The sequence below is a fragment of the Mesorhizobium maamorense genome (assembly GCF_044998965.1).
Taxonomy (GTDB): domain Bacteria; phylum Pseudomonadota; class Alphaproteobacteria; order Rhizobiales; family Rhizobiaceae; genus Mesorhizobium.
This window is the reverse complement of record NZ_CP173356.1, coordinates 5,770,761-5,787,717: the sequence shown is the minus strand read 5'-3', so window position 1 is coordinate 5,787,717 and position 16,957 is coordinate 5,770,761. Positions and strand designations below refer to the sequence as shown.

19 protein-coding genes, 1 tRNA gene and 2 pseudogenes are annotated in these 16,957 nt (G+C 62.3%); 6 read left to right on the top strand and 16 right to left on the bottom strand.

What is annotated here, in order from left to right; translation table 11 throughout:
* From yihA to rpmH, 5 genes are all read right to left on the bottom strand, one after another.
* Positions 1 to 660: a ribosome biogenesis GTP-binding protein YihA/YsxC gene (yihA, locus tag ACIU1A_RS28935; protein WP_404925881.1), complete on the bottom strand. Its 660-nt coding sequence runs from the start codon at positions 658 to 660 to the stop codon at positions 1 to 3.
* On the bottom strand, positions 657 to 1,295 hold the full coding sequence (locus ACIU1A_RS28930) for a CatB-related O-acetyltransferase (RefSeq protein ID WP_404925880.1): 639 nt from the start codon (positions 1,293 to 1,295) through the stop codon (positions 657 to 659). Before ACIU1A_RS28930 ends, yihA begins: the two co-directional genes overlap by 4 nt.
* A gap of 248 nt (positions 1,296 to 1,543) precedes the next feature.
* Complete coding sequence (yidC, locus tag ACIU1A_RS28925) at positions 1,544 to 3,364, bottom strand: membrane protein insertase YidC (RefSeq protein ID WP_140554640.1); 1,821 nt, start codon at positions 3,362 to 3,364, stop codon at positions 1,544 to 1,546.
* Positions 3,365 to 3,378: 14 nt separating this feature from the next.
* Positions 3,379 to 3,732 carry a ribonuclease P protein component gene (gene rnpA / locus ACIU1A_RS28920; RefSeq protein ID WP_140491500.1) on the bottom strand — a complete coding sequence of 118 codons (354 nt, stop codon included), beginning with the start codon at positions 3,730 to 3,732 and terminating at the stop codon, positions 3,379 to 3,381.
* 14 nt (positions 3,733 to 3,746) lie between these two features.
* The gene (rpmH, locus tag ACIU1A_RS28915; RefSeq protein WP_008833937.1) at positions 3,747 to 3,881 is read right to left on the bottom strand and encodes a 50S ribosomal protein L34; all 135 of its coding nucleotides are present in this window, start codon (positions 3,879 to 3,881) and stop codon (positions 3,747 to 3,749) included.
* A gap of 301 nt (positions 3,882 to 4,182) precedes the next feature.
* Here rpmH and ACIU1A_RS28910 point away from each other — a divergent pair, with 301 nt between their 5' ends.
* Together ACIU1A_RS28910 and ACIU1A_RS28905 are read left to right on the top strand one after the other, a co-directional pair.
* On the top strand, positions 4,183 to 5,670 hold the full coding sequence (locus ACIU1A_RS28910; protein WP_140551653.1) for an ATP-binding protein: 1,488 nt from the start codon (positions 4,183 to 4,185) through the stop codon (positions 5,668 to 5,670).
* Positions 5,671 to 5,895: 225 nt separating this feature from the next.
* Positions 5,896 to 5,972, top strand: a tRNA-Arg gene (locus ACIU1A_RS28905).
* Positions 5,973 to 6,242: 270 nt separating this feature from the next.
* Here the strand turns inward: ACIU1A_RS28905 and ACIU1A_RS28900 are convergent.
* Both ACIU1A_RS28900 and ACIU1A_RS28895 read right to left on the bottom strand, forming a co-directional pair.
* Positions 6,243 to 7,826 (bottom strand): MDR family MFS transporter, encoded by a 1,584-nt coding sequence (locus tag ACIU1A_RS28900; protein ID WP_404928029.1) that lies wholly within the window; start codon positions 7,824 to 7,826, stop codon positions 6,243 to 6,245.
* 131 nt (positions 7,827 to 7,957) lie between these two features.
* On the bottom strand, positions 7,958 to 9,112 hold the full coding sequence (locus ACIU1A_RS28895; RefSeq protein WP_404925879.1) for an HlyD family secretion protein: 1,155 nt from the start codon (positions 9,110 to 9,112) through the stop codon (positions 7,958 to 7,960).
* A gap of 121 nt (positions 9,113 to 9,233) precedes the next feature.
* Here ACIU1A_RS28895 and ACIU1A_RS28890 point away from each other — a divergent pair, with 121 nt between their 5' ends.
* The 4 genes from ACIU1A_RS28890 to ACIU1A_RS28875 all read left to right on the top strand — a co-directional run bounded on the left by ACIU1A_RS28890 (position 9,234) and on the right by ACIU1A_RS28875 (position 11,420).
* Entirely contained in the window at positions 9,234 to 10,145 is a 912-nt protein-coding gene (locus ACIU1A_RS28890; RefSeq protein WP_140524242.1) for a LysR family transcriptional regulator, read from the top strand.
* Between the two features lie 301 nt (positions 10,146 to 10,446).
* Positions 10,447 to 10,686, top strand: a complete 240-nt coding sequence (locus ACIU1A_RS28885; protein ID WP_140554644.1) for a DUF680 domain-containing protein — start codon at positions 10,447 to 10,449, stop codon at positions 10,684 to 10,686.
* A 94-nt stretch (positions 10,687 to 10,780) separates the two neighbouring features.
* A complete protein-coding gene (locus ACIU1A_RS28880) occupies positions 10,781 to 11,053 on the top strand; it encodes a DUF1127 domain-containing protein (RefSeq protein ID WP_226880488.1) in 273 nt (90 codons plus the stop codon).
* Positions 11,054 to 11,126: 73 nt separating this feature from the next.
* Positions 11,127 to 11,420 (top strand): hypothetical protein, encoded by a 294-nt coding sequence (locus ACIU1A_RS28875; protein ID WP_404925878.1) that lies wholly within the window; start codon positions 11,127 to 11,129, stop codon positions 11,418 to 11,420.
* Positions 11,421 to 11,485: 65 nt separating this feature from the next.
* On the opposite strand, the gene ACIU1A_RS28870 is transcribed toward ACIU1A_RS28875, so the two are convergent.
* From ACIU1A_RS28870 to ACIU1A_RS28830, 9 genes and pseudogenes are all read right to left on the bottom strand, one after another.
* The gene (locus tag ACIU1A_RS28870) at positions 11,486 to 12,139 is read right to left on the bottom strand and encodes a hypothetical protein (RefSeq protein ID WP_404925877.1); all 654 of its coding nucleotides are present in this window, start codon (positions 12,137 to 12,139) and stop codon (positions 11,486 to 11,488) included.
* A gap of 138 nt (positions 12,140 to 12,277) precedes the next feature.
* Positions 12,278 to 12,652: an avidin/streptavidin family protein gene (locus ACIU1A_RS28865; RefSeq protein ID WP_140514279.1), complete on the bottom strand. Its 375-nt coding sequence runs from the start codon at positions 12,650 to 12,652 to the stop codon at positions 12,278 to 12,280.
* Positions 12,653 to 12,806: 154 nt separating this feature from the next.
* Entirely contained in the window at positions 12,807 to 13,019 is a 213-nt protein-coding gene (locus tag ACIU1A_RS28860) for a multicopper oxidase domain-containing protein (RefSeq protein ID WP_404925876.1), read from the bottom strand.
* Positions 13,020 to 13,071: 52 nt separating this feature from the next.
* Complete coding sequence (locus ACIU1A_RS28855) at positions 13,072 to 13,662, bottom strand: DUF308 domain-containing protein (protein ID WP_404925875.1); 591 nt, start codon at positions 13,660 to 13,662, stop codon at positions 13,072 to 13,074.
* Positions 13,663 to 13,761: 99 nt separating this feature from the next.
* Positions 13,762 to 14,385, bottom strand: coding sequence for a hypothetical protein (locus ACIU1A_RS28850; protein WP_404925874.1), 624 nt, complete (start codon positions 14,383 to 14,385; stop codon positions 13,762 to 13,764).
* 96 nt (positions 14,386 to 14,481) lie between these two features.
* Complete coding sequence (locus ACIU1A_RS28845; RefSeq protein WP_404925873.1) at positions 14,482 to 15,063, bottom strand: TetR/AcrR family transcriptional regulator; 582 nt, start codon at positions 15,061 to 15,063, stop codon at positions 14,482 to 14,484.
* 162 nt (positions 15,064 to 15,225) lie between these two features.
* A complete protein-coding gene (gene arsB, locus ACIU1A_RS28840; protein ID WP_404925872.1) occupies positions 15,226 to 16,323 on the bottom strand; it encodes an ACR3 family arsenite efflux transporter in 1,098 nt (365 codons plus the stop codon).
* A 17-nt stretch (positions 16,324 to 16,340) separates the two neighbouring features.
* Positions 16,341 to 16,433: pseudogene (locus ACIU1A_RS28835) on the bottom strand (arsenate reductase ArsC); the annotation flags it as partial.
* Between the two features lie 15 nt (positions 16,434 to 16,448).
* A pseudogene (locus ACIU1A_RS28830) lies at positions 16,449 to 16,792 on the bottom strand (ArsR/SmtB family transcription factor).
* Between the last annotated feature and the right edge of the window lie 165 nt (positions 16,793 to 16,957).

Genomic DNA, 16,957 nt, shown 5'->3' with positions numbered 1-16,957 from the left:
CTAGCCGCCATTGGCCGCGAGCACGATCGCGGCGCGCAGCTCCTCCAGGCCCTCGGCCTTTTCCGATGACGTCGCCAGCACGAAAGGAAACGCCGCCGGTCGCTTCTTGATCTTGGCAAGCGTCTCCTCAATCAGCCGCGGCACGCCGGCGGCCTTGATCTTGTCGGTCTTGGTCAGCACGAGCTGGTACGAAACCGCCGCCTTGTCGAGCAGCGACAGCACCTCGTCGTCCTTGGCCTTGATGCCGTGGCGGGCGTCGATCAGCACATAAACCCGCTTCAGCGTGACACGGCCCTTGAGATAGTCGAAGACCAGCTTCGTCCAATCGTCGACCTTTTCCTTGGGCGCGGTGGCATAGCCGTAGCCCGGCATGTCGACCAATGCCATTGGCGGCAGGTCGGCGCCCTCCCCCGAAAATCCGTCCGGCACGAAATAATTGAGTTCCTGCGTGCGCCCCGGCGTGTTGGAGGTGCGCGCCAGGCCCTTCTGGTTGACCAGAGCGTTGATCAGCGACGACTTGCCGACGTTGGAGCGGCCGGCAAAGGCGATTTCCGGCGGCCCTTCCGGCGGCAGGAACTTCATGGCGGGCACACCGCGGATGAAGATCCACCCGCGGGTAAACAGGTCCGTGCCGATCGTGGTGCTGTATTGAGCGTTCAAGCTGCTGTCTCCAGAAGAGAAATATCGGCGCCCCTGATGGCATCGAGGTTGCGGCTGATCTTGTCCACCGGCCAATCCCACCAAGCCACCGCCAGCAGCCGCCGGATCGTCCTGTCGTCGAAACGCATCTTGACGACCTTGGCCGCGTTGCCGGCGACGATGGCATAGGGCCGCACGTCGTGCGTGACCACGGACTTCGCCGCGACGATGGCGCCATGGCCGATTTGCACCCCCGGCAGGATCACTGCCTCCATGCCGATCCAGACATCGTTGCCGACCACCGTGTCGCCGCGCACCTCCTTCGACCATGTGGCGGGGTCGAAACCCTTTTCCCAGCCATGGCCGAAAATGTTGAACGGATAGGTCGAAAAACCGGACATGGCGTGGTTGGCGCCGTTCATGATGAAGCGGGCACCTTCGGCGATGGCGCAGAACTTGCCGATGATCAGCCTGTCGCCGATGAAGGCATAGTGGTGCAGCACGCATTTCTCGGCGAATTTGTCCGGCCCTTCCGGATCGTCATAATAGGTGAAGTCGCCGATCTCGATGTTGGGCGCGCTCACCAGCGCCTTGAGGAAGCCGACGCGCGTGTGCATCGGGATCGGGTGCTTGATGTCGGGATTGGGTCCGGTCATGGCGGTTCGTCCGGGAATTGGCTGGCGGACGCGTCCCGCGTCGGCGCACACCTCGTCAAAGTAGCGTAATCCGCCGTATAGCACCAATCGCCCCGGGAGCGAGTCTTCGATGGTGGACAAGCGCATTTGCCGGATCGGACGGTGCCGCGCGTTTGCAGTTTCGCCCATCGCGGGCGGACGTGGACCGATGCCGGCGCACAAGAAAAAGCCCGGGCAACCGGGCTTTTTGAAATCGTGAGCCGGCGCCTCTATTCCGCTGGCGACGGTTTCTTGCGGAACAGCGCTAGCAGATTGTCCCACAGTTCGATCTTGGCGCCTTGGCGCTTCATGATCACGCCTTGCTGAAGGATCGACAGCGTGTTGTTCCAGGCCCAGTAGATGACGAGGCCTGCCGGGAAACCAGCCATCATGAAGGTGAAGATGACGGGCATCCAGGTGAAGATGGCGGCCTGCGTCGGATCCGGCGGCGTCGGGTTCATGCGCATCTGCAGGAACATGGTGACGCCCATGATCAGCGGCCAGACGCCGATCATCAGCATGTGCGGAAGCGTGATCGGAACGAGGCCGAACAGGTTGAAGATCGACGTCGGATCGGGCGCGGCCAGATCCTGGATCCAGCCGAAGAACGGCGCATGGCGCATCTCGATGGTGATGTAGAGCACCTTGTAGAGCGAGAAGAAGACCGGGATCTGCAATGCCACCGGCCAGCAGCCGGCGAGCGGATTGATCTTCTCGGTCTTGTACAGCTCCATCATCGCCTGCTGCTGCTTCATCTTGTCGTCCGCGTATTTCTCGCGGATCTCGAGCATCTTGGGCTGCACCTTCTTCATGTTCGCCATCGACGCGTAGGACTTATTGGCGAGCGGGAAGAAGATGGCCTTGACGATGACGGTGGTGGCGAGGATCGCCAGGCCGAAATTGCCGAGGAATTTGTAGAGCGTGTCGATGAGCCAGAACATCGGCTTGGTGATGAAGTGGAACCAACCCCAGTCGATCAGCAGGTCGAACCGCTTGATGTGGCGGTCTTCGGCATAGGCATTGATCTTGGCGACTTCCTTGGCGCCGGCGAAGACCTCGGTCTCGACGGTTGCCGACTGGCCGGCCTCGACATTGATCGGGTCGGTGAGGAAGTCGGACTGGTAGCGGTGGCGGCCGTCCACGAAATAGCCGAAGCGCGGCTGAAACGGCTGCTTCTCGCTCGGAACCACCGTCACCGCCCAATATTTGTCGGTAATGCCAAGCCAGCCGTCCGTCGACTTGCCCGGCTTGACTTCCTTGTCCTTCTCGATGGACGCGTATTTGTGTTCCTGGAGGCCTTCCGCACCGGTGAAGCCGATCAGGCCTTCATGCAGCACGTAGGTGCTGGCGACTGCCGGCTTGTCGTAGCGCGTGACGCGGCCGTAATTCGACAGCGTAACCGGGGCCGAACCCGAATTGCGCACCTCGTCGGAAACGGTGAACATGTAGTCGCTGTCCACAGAGAAGGTGCGCTTGAAGGTCAGCCCCTTGTCACTGGTGTAAGTCAGCGTCACCGGCGTCGACGGGGTCAGCGTCGGATTGCCTTCGACGTTCCACACCGTATCCGCGCCCGGTACCGTGCCCGTCTTGTCGTTGCCGACGAAGCCGATCTCGGCGAAGTAGCCGCTGGGCAACTCCGAAGGGTTGAGCAGTTCGATCTCGGGCGAATCCTTGTCGACGGTTTCGGTGTAGTGCTTGAGCTTGAGGTCGTCGAGACGGGCGCCGGTCAGGTTGATCGAGCCTTCGAGGCTCGGCGTGTCGATCTTGACGCGCTTCGAAGCCGCCAGCGCCTGGTCGCGGCTGGCCGCGGTGACGGTGTCGCCGCCGGGCGCGTTGGGGATGGCACCGGGAGCGGTGCCGGCCGGTGCCGGCGTTGCCGCGCCCGGATTGGCTGTCTCTGCCGCCTTCTTCTGCTCTTCCACGCGCTGCTGCTCGACGCGCGCCGCCTCGCGCTGCTGTTCGACGCGCGGGTTCATGTAGAAGACCTGCCACAGGGTCAGGATCAGCACCGACAGCGCGATGGTGATGAAGAAGTTTCGGTTGTTTTCCATCGAGAGCCCTTGGCCTATCGTGTTCCGCGAAGTCGGCGGGAGAGTTCGACCTTCAACTGGCCGAACGGGGCGCGGAGCGCATCATCGCGCCCGACGATGACATAATCATTGCCGGGCATCATGTCATCGGCCGCATGGGTGCGCACGGCCTCTTTCAGCCGCCGCCTGACGCGGTTGCGCACGACCGCGTTGCCGACCTTCTTGGTGACGGTGTAGCCGACGCGCGGCGCGCCGCCGTCGCCGCGGTCGAGGACCTCGACGAGGAAAAACCGCCCGCGACGTTTTTCACCACGGCGGACGGCCAGGAATTCCGCGCGTTTCAGAAGCCGCTTGGGATTTTGTCCCACTGGCTTGCCGGTTGCGGGCAACGATCTTGTCTCGCTCAGGCGCTGAGCCGCTTGCGGCCGCGGTTGCGGCGAGCTGCGACGACGCCGCGACCACCCTTGGTGGCCATGCGGGCACGGAAACCGTGCCGGCGTTTGCGGACGAGTTTGGACGGTTGGTAGGTACGCTTCATTTGTTTTAATACCGCGGGGTGCGGCCCTTCTTGATTCTGTCACTCTGTAACAGGAGCTTTGCCGGGCCGGCTTTGGCGCGATCGAAACCGCGCCGGGACGAATGGCCCGAGCGTGAGCGGGCTTATAGAAAGAAGGGTTTTGGAAGTCAATCCGGTGCCGGGCCGGTGCCGGGCCGGTGTCGCCGGGCCCGGGATGCGCACTTTCGGCGGCAATTATATCTCTCCGACCAAGGGGGAAATTGGCAAAAAAGCCGCAATCGCCTAATCTGGGCTGATCAAGCGATTGTGAAGACAGGACCGCATGAGCGAAACCACGCACGCCGAGGAAGGGACAGGACCAGCGCCAGCCGCCGTCCGCAGCGTACCCTTGTCGCGCGGCCTGTCGACAAAACTGCTGCTGTTGACCATCGTTTTCGTGCTTTTGGCCGAGGTGCTCATCTTCCTGCCCTGGATCGCCAGCTACCGGCTGGCCTGGCTCAAGGAGCGGCTGAGTACCGCCGCGGCCGTATCGATCGTGCTGGTGCAGGGCGAACCGACCTCGCTGTCGCGCACGGCGCAGAACGACGTGCTTATGGCGATCGGCGCCAAGGCGATCGCGGTGCGCGACGGCGGCGTGTCGCGGCTGCTTGTGGTGGCCGACATGCCGCCGCAGGTCGACGAGCACATCGACCTCGCCAGCGTCGGCATGGTCAAGGGCATGACCGGCGCGCTCGACACGCTGTTTTTCGGCGGCAACCGGATGCTGCGCGTCTTCGGGCCGGTCGGCGACAGCGACAAGGAGTTCGAGCTGATCATGCCGGACTACAGCCTGCGCAAGGCGATGCTTATCTATTCGCGCAACGTCGCCTTCGTCTCGCTGCTGATCTCGCTGTTCACGGCCATGCTGGTCTATGCCGCGATCGACCTGATCATGATCGGACCGATCCGCAACATGACGCGCTCCATGCTGTCCTTCTCGCAGGCCCCCGACGACCCCAGCCGGATCATTCATCCCGCCGCTCGCGCCGATGAGATCGGGGTGGCCGAGCGCGAGCTGTCGCAGATGCAGGAGCGGCTGCAGAAGATGCTGACCGAGCAGAAGCACCTGGCCGACCTCGGCCTCGCCGTGTCGAAGATCAACCACGACATGCGCAACATCCTGGCCTCGGCGCAGCTAATTTCGGACCGCCTGCGCCAGGTCAAGGATCCGACCGTGCAGGCCTTCGCGCCGAAGCTCCTGCGTGCGCTCGACCGTGCGGTCTCCTACTCGGAAGGCGTGCTTCATTACGGCCGTACGCAGGAGCCGCCGCCTTCGCGCCGGCGCGTGCGGCTGCGCCAGCTGGTCGAGGACGTGCACGGCCTGCTCGACATCGAGGAAGGCATCGAGTTCATCAACGCGGTCGAAAAGGCGTTCGAGGTGGACGCCGATTCCGACCAGTTGTTCCGCGTGCTCACCAATCTGTGCCGCAACGCCGTGCAGGCGATGGCGGCGGACACGGAGAGCGCCGTGGTGCGCCGGCTGGCGGTTTCGGCCGAGCGCATGGGCAGCGTCAGCCGCATCGTCGTGACCGACACCGGTCCCGGCCTGCCGCCGAAGGCGCGCGAGAACCTGTTCGCGGCGTTCCGCGGCTCTGCGCGCAGCGGCGGCACCGGGCTTGGCCTGGCGATCGCGCATGAACTGATCCGCGCGCATGGCGGCACGGTGGAGCTGGTCGAATCGATCGGCGGGCGCACCACCTTCGCCGTCACCATTCCCGACCAGCCGGTGCGGCTCGACCAGGCCCGCAACGGGCTGCGCCGCCCGGCCTGATAGGCTTGGGCGCTGTTTCGCCCGCAAACCGGTCCGGCCCCCTTCGCCCTGAATGCCGCTTCGAACAACCCGATTTCCGGCCGGATCCAGCGGATGACGCATCGACGACAAAACTTTTGCCGGATCGGCTTGCTTTTCGCGAATTCAGTCGCTAGGGAACTGCACACATTCGCGGCCGGTCCTCGAGGATCGGATCGCGGGGTCATGGAAAGCATGACCTGATGCGCGCCCGTAGCTCAGCTGGATAGAGCACCAGACTACGAATCTGGGGGTCAGGAGTTCGAATCTCTTCGGGCGCGCCATTTTACCCTATTGAAATCAATAGACTTCCAGGCGTTTCCAGCGCGACGCCACTGGCTCGATTTTCGGAATTCAGCCGGTTTTGGCAAGACGGCGGCAGCCGGTGCCAAAATCGCACTATGGGCTAAAGTGCCCTACTTGGAACGGCACAGTCTCTGCCAAGCATTCGAATTTGCTGAGTCTCCTGGCGGTGCACCGTGACAGACTCACATTCCGGGGCCGCGCAGGCGTAGTCGGGATTTGAAATCATTATAGTTCTCCTTTCCGATGGTTCAGTGCGCACCACCTGCCTCGACATGGCCCGGGTTGCGCAACAGCAGCGTGGCGAAGAACGCGACGACAAGGGCTGCTCCGAGCAGATAGAACGCGTCGCTGAAAGCCATGATGAAAGCCTGCTTGCGCACCATCTGTCCGATGGCGATGACGGCCTTGTGCATCGCGGCTGCGCGATCGCCGGCGCCATGCGCCAGGAAGTACCGGGTCAGATGCTCGATGCGCGCGCGAGTGCTCTCTTCGAACAGCGACACCGACCGCACCAGCACGTTGGAGTGGAACTGCTCGCGCTTGGTCAGAAAAGTCTGCAGCATGGCGATGCCGACGGCGCCGCCGAGATTCCGGATCATGTTGAACAATGCGGAGGCAGAGCCGGCGTTCTCCTGCTCGATGCCGGCCGTAGCGACCGCAGCCAGGGGTACCATGACCAGCGCCTGACCGACGGCTCGGACGACATTCGGCCAAAAGAACTGCTCCGACGCGTAGGCCGCCGTCATTTCGATGTTCATGAAATTGCTCGCCGCGAACAGCGCAAAGCCGAAGGCAACGATAATGCGCATGTCGAAACGCTTCATCAACTGCGGCACCAGCGGGATCAGCACCAGTTGCGGCAGGCCTGTCCAGGCCAGCACCATGCCGATCTGCTGAGCGTTGTAGCCCTGGATGCGCGCGAGATAGACGGGCAGGATGAACACCGCCCCGTAGAGCGCAATTCCGAGCAGGAAGCTGGCCAGGATGGAGAACCCGAAATTCCAGCGGGCGAACAGTCTGAGGTTAAGCAAGGGCCTTTCGCTTCTCAACTCGATCCACAGGAAAAGCGAGAGGCTGACGAGGGCGATCATGGACAGCCGCACGATGAAAGGCGAGCCGAACCAATCGTCCTTGTTGCCCTCCTCGAGCACAGTCTGCAAGGAGCCGAGCCCGATCGCCATGGTGATGATCCCGGCCCAGTCGCCCTGGCGCAGCAGCGAGAGCTGCATCGGCGCCCTTTCGAGCGACATCCACAGCATGCCGACCATCAGCGCGCCGGGGACCAAGTTGACATAGAAGATGAACTGCCAACCCCAGTTCTCGGTGAGATAGCCACCGATTGTCGGCCCGATGGCTGGTGCGAAGGTCGCCGACAGCGCGAACAGGGCGAATCCGATCGGCTGCTTCGCCTTCGGCAGGAGGGTTATGGTGATGGTGAAGGCGACCGGAATCAGCACGCCGCCGCAAAAGCCCTGCAAAGCACGCAGAACAATCATCTGCTGAAGGTTTTGCGCGAAGGCGCAGGCAACCGAGAAGGCGAGAAACAGGATTGCATTGGCCAGAAGATAGACGCGGATGGAAAAGACCCGCGACAGCCAGCCGGTGAGCGGAATGACGACGATCTCGGCCACCAGGTAGGCGGTCGATATCCAGCCGCCGTCATCGATGCCCGCGCCGATGGCGCCCTGAATGTCGGCTAGCGATGCGTTGACGATCTGGATGTTGAGGACCGCCATGAAGGCGCCGAGCGTCGAGCCAATGACGGCGATCCAGGTCTTGAGCGGGGCGGAAGAGGCATCGGTCGGCGCCAGGCTCGATGCTTTGGCTGCCATCGGCGCAGGCGTGGGGTTGGTGGTGAGGGTTGCGGGCACGGCTGAATTCCTTGTTTGACGAAGCGCGCGTGAGACACTGGCGTGGCGGCCACCATGCGAGGTCTCGGAGAACCTCGCGCAGCCGCTACGAGTTACCAGCCGGCGATGATCCGGCGGCCGCTGTCCGGTTCACCCCGTTCGGCCAGGATGGTTGCCTTCGTGTCGATCGTCGGTTCCGCCGACATGCCGGCGCGCAGCTTGCCGGCGAGCCTGCCGTCGTTGATCGCGATCTTCACCGGGATGCGCTGCACGATCTTGGTGAAATTGCCGGTGGCGTTATCCGGGGGCAGCAGCGCGAACTCGAGACCGCTGGCCGGCGACACACTGTCGACGCGGCCCTTGAGTGCCACGCCGGGAAAGCCGTCGACGGCGATCTCGACCGGCTGTCCGCTCTGCACATGAGTGAGCTGTGTTTCCTTGAAATTGGCCACGACATAGACCGCATTCAGCGGCACCACCGCCATGAGCAGCGTGCCGGCCTGCACATACTGGCCGACGCGAAGCGAACGGGCCCCGACGGTGCCGTCGACGGGCGCTGTGATCGTGGTGTAGGAGAGATTGAGTTTCGCCTGACGCAGGGCGGCCTGGCTGCTGTCGCGCTCGGCCTCCGCCTTGCCGCGCTCAGTCGTGAGCACGTCGATTGCTTTGCGGGCAGCAACCAGTGCGGCGCGATCCCTCTGCAGTTGGGCTTCGTTTTCGCCAAGGGAGGCTTCGGCCTGCTGGGCGCGTTGGCTGGTGCCGTAGCCGCTTTTCAGCAGGGTTTTATAGCGGTCACCCTCCTGCTGCGCGAATTTGAGCTTCGCCTCGGTTGCGGCGACGTTGGCCTTTTGCTGTTCGACCACCGAATGCTGCAGGCCGATCTGGGCGTCGAGGTTATGCAGCGTCGCTTCGGCTGCTTCGACATTGGCTTGCGCTTGGTCTAGCGCGGTCCTGAAATCGCGATCGTCGATGCGGGCCAGAACCTGGCCCGCCTTGACGTGAGTGTTGTCCTCGACCAGCACCTCGGCGATGTGGCCCGAGATCTTCGGCGCGACAGCCGTATAGTCGGCCTTGACATAGGCATCGTCGGTCGATTGCAGATACTGTCCGACCGTCCAATAGTCATAGCCGTAGAGCGCAGCCGCGGTCAGGCCGGCCACCAGACCCAACCCGATAACGGTGCGTTTGATCATCGTCTTGCGGGACCGCCGCGCGGGTTTTACCTCAACCGGGTATTCCAAGGTGGCGGGGTTGACGCTTACCGTCATCGTAATCTCCTCTCACGGTCGGGCCGAGTGGCCGATTGGTGCAAGGACGATGCAACGGCAATCTTGATGTGATAATCGAGGAAAGAACGGAAGGATCATCCATTAAGAGCGGATAATCGAAATGGACAGGCTCACGAGCTTGACGGTGTTTGGCCGCGTTGTGGAATGCGGAGGCTTTTCCGCGGCGGCCCGACGCCTCAACATGTCGACGACGATGGTCAGCAACCACGTCCAGGCGCTGGAGGAAAGGCTCGGCGTTCGGCTTCTCAATCGCACCACCCGCAAGGTGAGCCTGACCGAGATCGGCCAGGCTTACTATCAGCGTTCCTCGCAGATCCTCGCCGATCTGGAGGAGGCGGACCGCGTCGCGGGAGCACTTCAGGCGACGCCGCAAGGCACGCTTCGCCTTCATTCCAGCATGAGCGTCATCCGTTTTCTGGCGCCGATCGTTTCCGAATTCGTCAACCTTTATCCGGCTGTTTCGGTCGATCTCACCGTCGGCGAAAGAATGGTCGACATGGTGGAGGAGGGCTTCGACCTTGACGTGCGTTCGCTGCCGCTTCCCGATTCAAGCCTGATCGTCCGGCGGCTGACCTCATGGCGCAACATCGTCTGCGGTTCGCCCGGCTATTTCGAACGCCATGGAACACCGCGTCGGCCCGATGACCTCGCACGCCACAATTGCATGCGCCATGCGTCATATCCTTTCGGTAACGAGTGGCGTTTCGAGGACCCCGACGGCGAGCCCGTTTCCGTCCGCGTCGATGGCAACTTATTGACCAACAGCCAGGAGACGCTCAGACGCCTTGCTCTCGACGGCCGCGGTCTGTTCATACCGCCGCCCTTCCTCGTGGCCGACGACCTGAGCGCCGGGCGCCTTGTCCGGGTGCTGGAGGAATATTCAGGAGTCGAGTTCGCGATCAACGCGTTCTATCCGCATCGTCACCATGTCTCGGCCAAGGTCAGGACTTTCATCGATCTGTTGGCCGAGCGCTTTGCCGAACACCGCAGATGGATGGAATTGAAGTACTGAACAGCAGTCCACCGTCCGCGCCGGAAAGTCGGCGGGCTGATGTCTCTTCTGATCTTCTGGCCGGCCACATGCGGGCAAGGGCCGGAGCGATTGCCAGCACCGACATGGCAAAATCCTCGATCCGGGGAGGGGTCAGCGCTGAGGCAGCGCGCCCGCTCATGATCCTATTATCCGCTCTTGGCGGATGATCCTTCCCAATCTTCGATGATTATCATGAGTGGGCCCAAGATGCATCGTCTTGGCGAACAGGCAAGGACCTGTTCTTGAACCCAAGTCCAGAACTCAACCTTAGGAGATTTCCATGAAAAAGATCGCTCTTGCCACCGCCGCGTTCCTGGCCATCACTGGCGCCGCACTCGCCGAGAACCCGAATGTCGGCGGTTCCGACATCAATGCGATTGCCCGGGAACAGCTCGACAACACCCACACGTCCTCGATCGCGCATAGTGCAGCCTACGAACTGCTCAATGCGGGCTCCAATGCGGCCATCGCGCAGGATCAGGCGGTCGAGCGTCGCCGGGACCTTTTCGGCAACCGTTAGACACCGGCTCCGGCCGCCGAACCCCCAAAGCAGCGGGCTCATTCGCCGCCTTCGCCTCGGGGTTCGACCGGTCGCGAAAAAAAGGAGAAATGCGATGGACGCAGTCGTCAACGGCGCCGCCTTGGAGCGGGCCGAAACAAGGAGTGCACCGCAGCGGCGTGGAGTCGAGGCTCTACAGATTCTGATGGCGCGCGTCGCGGCGATCTTGGTCTGGGTCGAAGCCGGTATGGAAAGGCGCCGGAGCCGCCGCATGCTGATGGAACTCACGGACTCGCAATTGCAAGACATCGGTCTTTCTCGCGCCGACGTTGCCGGCCGAGACTGGAAAACCGATCCTTTCCGCCCTGTTCCAGCCGATGGTCGCTAAATAACCATGACAGGCATCAAGCACCCACCGGGACAAACCGGAAAGCCTTACCTTCATCAACAGGAGAAAGAACATGCAGTTCATGGTCTTGACACGTCGGCGGACGGAAAGCTTCAACGACGCGGACTACACGCCCGAGAGACTGGAAGCCGAAGCCGAAGGCGTTCGCCGACTTTTCATGGCGAGCACCGTGCGACAAATCTGGAACCGCGGCGACATGGGCGGCGCTTGTCTTCTCATGGAGGCCGAAACGGAGGAAGAGGTTCGCTCGGTGCTCAATGCCCTTGCGCTGTTCAAAAGCGGCATGCAGGAAACGGCCTCCATTGTTCCGCTACGGCCATATAGAGGCTTTGGGCCGCAGCAATAGAAGATGTCACAAGGCATGCATGGCATATGGGACCTCGGCCAAGCGATCCCTGGCTCCGCAGAGCTTCATTCCCCGCGCGTGCCTGGGAAAAGAACCGTCAGTCTTTGCTCGGCCGCCGCCCAAGCCCGCAGGTGGTAGCTGCGCAGCACGAACACGCTTGCAGCGAAGGCGAGCATCCCGGCTGCCACACCGAGAGCCATTCCGGCGCCGGCTGCCGCTGTGGCGGCTATGCCCGTAAAGACACCTGCGATGGCGCTGCTGATCACGCTCACCATTCCGGCCGTGGTCATGAAATACTGCAACGGCGATGGGCTGAGCCCCTTGTCCACGAGCACCGCCGAGCGATCGTCATGCGTGGAATGAACGAGGTAGCTTTGCATGGCGGGCGCGACTTCGACGTAGTAGTGCCGGATCCGCGCCATTCCACGGGCGTGCACCATGTCCTCGATGGCGACCTGCACGGCGCGGACGAAGGTGACCAGGCCGATGAAGAAAACGCAGGGCAGCAAGATCAGGCTGAACAGCACGAACGGCGTACCCATTTTCGTGACTTGCGCCACGAATGACAGCGCGATCGCCGCGCTTGAGACCGACGTGAGGAACAGATTGGCGCGCTGATTTGCCTCCTGAATGGTGGCCGCGCGAGCGGTCTGCAGCACAAAGTGCTCGGTTGTCATGCATTGCAGGACTACCCGCGCGTCGTTGTCTTCTTCCGCCATCCCATCCGTCCTCCGGTCGGCTCGACCACAGCGCCGCCGAAATCGCTCAGGATCGGCAAGCCGCCTTCAGTCGCGCATATGCGGGCCTGGCGGCCTTCCGTAGCCGCCCATGGAGCCACGCCGGCCCGAGAGGCTGGGTCATTCCACGCGCTCGAACACATCCAGGCTGGTCCCGAAGGCGCGCCATGCCCCAACTCTGACCATCCTGGCAGGCGCCCCTTCCGCCGATGCGGTAAGGGTCTGCCCTGCAACGGTATGCCAAAGCATCTCGAGCTTACTTTCCCGCAGAATACCGGTGTAGCTCACGGCCGCAGGCCCGGCCTTGCCCTGTCCCGCAGCCGTGAAGCCGATTACGTCGCCGCAAGCAGCGCCATGGATCGGAAGTTCCTGACCAAAGAAACTGCTGTCTTCCAACGCCGTCCTGAACGTGCCGCGGATGACGCCTTCCGCATCGTCCTCGATGATGACGGTCGAGCCGTATTGGTTTCGCCAAGTCCCGATCCAATCTGGCATGGAGCACTCCACGAGCGGTTCGGGATCAACGTGCAGGGCCCGCACGCGTTCCGAGGCTGCCTGCGCCGCTCGGCGTCGAGGCCAACCTCTGGGCAGCCGTCGCCGGGCCGAGTGCGGCGCTGATGCCGCAACAGCGCCAATTCCGGCGCCCGCGTCAGCTGACGTCGATGACGACCATCAGCCCGCCGCCGCCCTTTTGCTCGACATTGTTGTTCGTCGTGTGGTGCGGAATGTGGCAGTGGATGAGCCATTTGCCGGGTCGCCGCGCCGTCCAGACGACATCATAGCGCTGGCCCGGACCGACATTGATGGTGTCGGCGAGGAATGGTCTCGCCGTCGCGCGCGACGACCTCGAATGGTCCGCCATGAATGTCGATCGCCGGACCACGATGGGATACGCAGTAGACCGACAATGTGGATCATACTTGAACGGATGCCACTTTCCGGCGCCGCGAATGCGAGACGGTGAGCCAAAGGGCTGAGACGAGGAAATAGAAGGCGCCGAAGCCAGCGTAGCCTGCGATGTTGGCGATCGAGGGCGGTGCGGGCATCTGCGCTTGCGCGATGAAGAATGCGCCGGCGACAGCCGATTGGCCTCCGCTCAAGATCATGGCCCATTGGCCTCCGGCGGTTTTCCAGCGCCGGATTGCGGTTCCGAGCTGCAGCAGGCCGGAGAAGATTGCCCACGCGCCGAAAACGCCGAGAACCCAATTCATGTTCATCGCCAGCGCCATGATGACTGCAAGGGCGACCACCGAACTGACTGCAACGTTGAATGCTTGCGTAGGATTGACGGCAAGCCCGCCGTTGCGGGAAGCATCGACATAATTGGCGGCTGCATCCCAGGCAGGATAGGCAACAAGCAAGACAGCCGCGATGGACGCCGACTGCCGGCCGACCGTCAAAGCGACCACGACCCAGACCACAGAAAAGGCCGTACGGGCGAGGTAATACAGCTTGAGCCACTTGTGCTGGTCATTTGAAGCAACCTCAACGCGATCGCGTCTCATTGGATATCCTTCGGGTATGGTTCAATGTTTGTCCGATGCACCTCGGCGACCACAGGTGGCCGAGGCGCTTGTCAGCCTGCGAACGAGCGGCGACCTGGCTCACATGGGCGGGACCACGCCATTTTTGCCAACGACGACCTGATGACCGATCGTTTCGCTTGCGGCCTTCTCGCCTGTTATGAAGACGACGGCACCCGGGACCAGTTCATCCTGGGTTGCCGGAGCGAGGGTCACGACAGGGGTACCATCCGGGATCGCGATCTTCTTTTCCTTGCCTTGGTAGGACACTGTCACGGTGCGCCCGTCGACGTCCTTGACGGCATCGGCGACTGTTGCGTTGGTCATGCTGCTGTCAGGCTTCAGATCCCACCCGTAGCTTCCCTCACCTGCGCCTTTCAGCGCGGGCGGGAAGATCAGGACTTCCAGAGCGCCGTCACCGCCCTTGTCCTTCGGCAGCGAGGCAATTCCGACGAAGTCGCCTGGCTTGATATCGGCCACCTTCGCAGCAGCGACGCCGGAGATCTTCCAGCCATCAGCCAGCGCAACGTCAACAGTCTCGCCTTCCCGCGTGTTGACCTTCAGCGTCGAAGCGTTGAAGGTCGCCACGCTGCCCCTGATGTGGATCTGCTCGGCCTTCCGGCTTTGAGCCTGAACGGGCGCCGTGAGGGCTAAATTTGCCGGAATACCGACGACCAAGAGAGCCGAGAGGAGTTTGTGAAACATAGGGAATTCCTTTACCTACTAGTTGGCAGTTTACTGCGGCGCATTTATCGATGCTCTGGTCGGGGCGACCCATCGCTTAGCCGCCGGGCACTGATATCATTCGGGCTTCAGCCTCCGCAGGGTCGGGTCGAGAATTGTAGCGAAGACGCCAGGCTGTCCGTATGCCCGAGCCGATAGCATGGCGCCATGAACAGTGGCCATGAGCGCCTCTGCCTCTATCCGCGCCGGGCCAGAGATTTTCAGGGAGCCTTGCTGTTCGCCGCGTTCGATGACCGACGTCAGCCACGCCGAGAGAAACTGAAAATAAGCCCGTACCTCCGAGACGACCTCGTTCGGAAGCGCTGGAAGTTCGCTTGCCAGCAGCGCACATACGCAGAACGGGATGCTTGCATCCTCGATGCATCTGGCCCAATAACCCGCGTAGGCCTGAACGAGTTCGAGCGGTTCAGGCACGCTGCGCTCGAGATCGGCCATGCCGGCTTCGGCGTTCTCGCGGTAACGCGACACAAGCGTACGCACCAGATCGACCTTGCTGGGGAAGTGGTGGTGGATGCTGGCCTTGCGTATGCCGACCAGGGCCGCGATGTCTGCGTAGCTGAATCCATTATAGCCGCCGGCGATGATGAGCTTTTGTGCGGAGGCCAAAATCTCGTCAGATGTCGTTGAAAAGTTGCTCATGCGATCTGTCTACCTTCTAGTAGGCAGACTGTCAAGCGGACGGATACCCCGCGCAATTAACGGGAGTGCGTCGCGCGGCTATCCCGAGCTTTTCCTGCAAAGCAGTCAACCAGCAGGCTACCCGGCCGGCTGAGGATCAACGGCTATTTCGCAATTTTTCGATCAGGGTCGAGCATTAATGTTTTCGGCAACACGGGACACTGCCCGGCCGCCCTCGTACCAGCCTTTGGAGCGGTTCACGATCCAGACCACGGTGAGCATGACCGGCACTTCGATCAGCACGCCGACGACGGTGGCGAGCGCCGCCCCCGACTGAAAGCCGAACAGGCTGATGGCGGCGGCGACCGCCAGTTCGAAGAAATTCGAAGCGCCGATCAGGGCCGAGGGGCCGGCGACGCAATGCTGTTCGCCCGAGACACGGTTGAGTAGGTAAGCGAGCCCTGAATTGAAATAGACCTGGATCAGGATCGGCACGGCCAGCAGCGCGATGATCAGCGGCTGCGCCAGGATCTGCACGCCCTGAAATCCGAACAGCAGCACGAGCGTGGCAAGCAGGGCTATGAGCGAGAGCGGCTGAAGCCGCTCGAGAAATCGCTTCAAGGCGGCTTCGCGGCCCGCGGCGAGCAGCCGCCGACGCAGGAGTTGGGCGCCGATGACCGGCACGACGATGTAGAGCGCGACGGAGAGGACGAGGGTATTCCAGGGTACGGTGATGGCCGAGAGGCCGAGCAGCAAGCCGACGATCGGCGCGAAGGCGAAGATCATGATGGTGTCGTTAAGCGCGACCTGGCCCAGCGTGAAATGCGGTTCGCCTTTCGTCAGGTTCGACCACACGAAGACCATCGCCGTGCAGGGCGCGCCCGCCAAGATGATAAGGCCGGCGATATAGCTGTCGATCTGGTCGACCGGCAGATAAGGCCGGAAGAGATATCCTATGAACAGCCAGCCGAGCGCCGCCATCGAGAACGGCTTCACCGCCCAATTGACGAACAGTGTCACGCCGATTCCGCGCCAATGCTCCTTCACATGGCCGAGCGCGGCGAAGTCGATCTTGATCAGCATCGGCACGATCATCAGCCAGATCAGTGCCGCGACCGGCAGGTTGACCTTGGCAATCTCGGCCTCGCCGACGGCGTGGAAGACGCCTGGCATGAGATGGCCGAGCGCGATGCCGGCGACGATGCACAGCGCCACCCACACGGTCAGGTATTTCTCGACGAAACCAATGCCGCCGCCCGCGCTCAAAGCGTGATCGTTCATGATACTTTCCTTGCTCAGCCGGCTTTCGGAAGGTTGATTATCGCCCCGGCGATGATCGACCTTGCCGAATTGCCCGTGCAGAGGAAAAGAACGTTGTATGGCTCGCTCATGGCGGATGCCTCCTTCTAACACTTGCAGGTGACCGCCTGGATCACGGGCCGACAGAGTTCCGGCGCGCCATTGCAGCAGTCTTCCATAGATAGGCGAGCAGATCGCGGAATCCGGTCATGTCGGCAACATAGCGGATTGTGCGACCATCGCGCTCGGCGCGGACGAGGCCGGCATGGTCAAGAACCTTGAGGTGCGCCGACATCGTGTTCTGCACGATGTCGAGGCGGGAAGCGATCTCGCCGGCGGGGGTCCCCCCGGCGCCCGCCTGGACAAGCAGGCGAAAGACCTCGAGCCTTGTATCCTGGCCGAGTGCCGCCAAAGCGAGGAGAGCTGATTTTTTATCTACGTATCCATAAATCCAGAACTAAGGCTTCGTAGTGCCGACATATGACAGCCGGATGACAATAGGCAAGCGCGCTCATCGCGTTTGAAGCTGGGGCAGAAGTTCGGGAACCGCAAAGCGGGCGCCGACCGAATCTCGGATATTCATTGCCGCGATCACTCCTGAGACCGGCGACAAAAG

Coding starts and splice junctions, on each gene's coding strand:
- ACIU1A_RS28930 (WP_404925880.1), bottom strand. CDS start 1,295: ATGACCGGACCCAATCCCGACATCAAGCACCCGATCCCGATGCACACG.
- yidC (WP_140554640.1), bottom strand. CDS start 3,364: ATGGAAAACAACCGAAACTTCTTCATCACCATCGCGCTGTCGGTGCTG.
- rpmH (WP_008833937.1), bottom strand. CDS start 3,881: ATGAAGCGTACCTACCAACCGTCCAAACTCGTCCGCAAACGCCGGCAC.
- ACIU1A_RS28910 (WP_140551653.1), top strand. CDS start 4,183: ATGAGCGAAACCACGCACGCCGAGGAAGGGACAGGACCAGCGCCAGCC.
- ACIU1A_RS28900 (WP_404928029.1), bottom strand. CDS start 7,826: ATGGCAGCCAAAGCATCGAGCCTGGCGCCGACCGATGCCTCTTCCGCC.
- ACIU1A_RS28895 (WP_404925879.1), bottom strand. CDS start 9,112: ATGACGGTAAGCGTCAACCCCGCCACCTTGGAATACCCGGTTGAGGTA.
- ACIU1A_RS28890 (WP_140524242.1), top strand. CDS start 9,234: ATGGACAGGCTCACGAGCTTGACGGTGTTTGGCCGCGTTGTGGAATGC.
- ACIU1A_RS28885 (WP_140554644.1), top strand. CDS start 10,447: ATGAAAAAGATCGCTCTTGCCACCGCCGCGTTCCTGGCCATCACTGGC.
- ACIU1A_RS28880 (WP_226880488.1), top strand. CDS start 10,781: ATGGACGCAGTCGTCAACGGCGCCGCCTTGGAGCGGGCCGAAACAAGG.
- ACIU1A_RS28875 (WP_404925878.1), top strand. CDS start 11,127: ATGCAGTTCATGGTCTTGACACGTCGGCGGACGGAAAGCTTCAACGAC.
- ACIU1A_RS28870 (WP_404925877.1), bottom strand. CDS start 12,139: ATGGCGGAAGAAGACAACGACGCGCGGGTAGTCCTGCAATGCATGACA.
- ACIU1A_RS28865 (WP_140514279.1), bottom strand. CDS start 12,652: ATGCCAGATTGGATCGGGACTTGGCGAAACCAATACGGCTCGACCGTC.
- ACIU1A_RS28860 (WP_404925876.1), bottom strand. CDS start 13,019: ATGGCGGACCATTCGAGGTCGTCGCGCGCGACGGCGAGACCATTCCTC.
- ACIU1A_RS28855 (WP_404925875.1), bottom strand. CDS start 13,662: ATGAGACGCGATCGCGTTGAGGTTGCTTCAAATGACCAGCACAAGTGG.
- ACIU1A_RS28850 (WP_404925874.1), bottom strand. CDS start 14,385: ATGTTTCACAAACTCCTCTCGGCTCTCTTGGTCGTCGGTATTCCGGCA.
- ACIU1A_RS28845 (WP_404925873.1), bottom strand. CDS start 15,063: ATGAGCAACTTTTCAACGACATCTGACGAGATTTTGGCCTCCGCACAA.
- arsB (WP_404925872.1), bottom strand. CDS start 16,323: ATGAACGATCACGCTTTGAGCGCGGGCGGCGGCATTGGTTTCGTCGAG.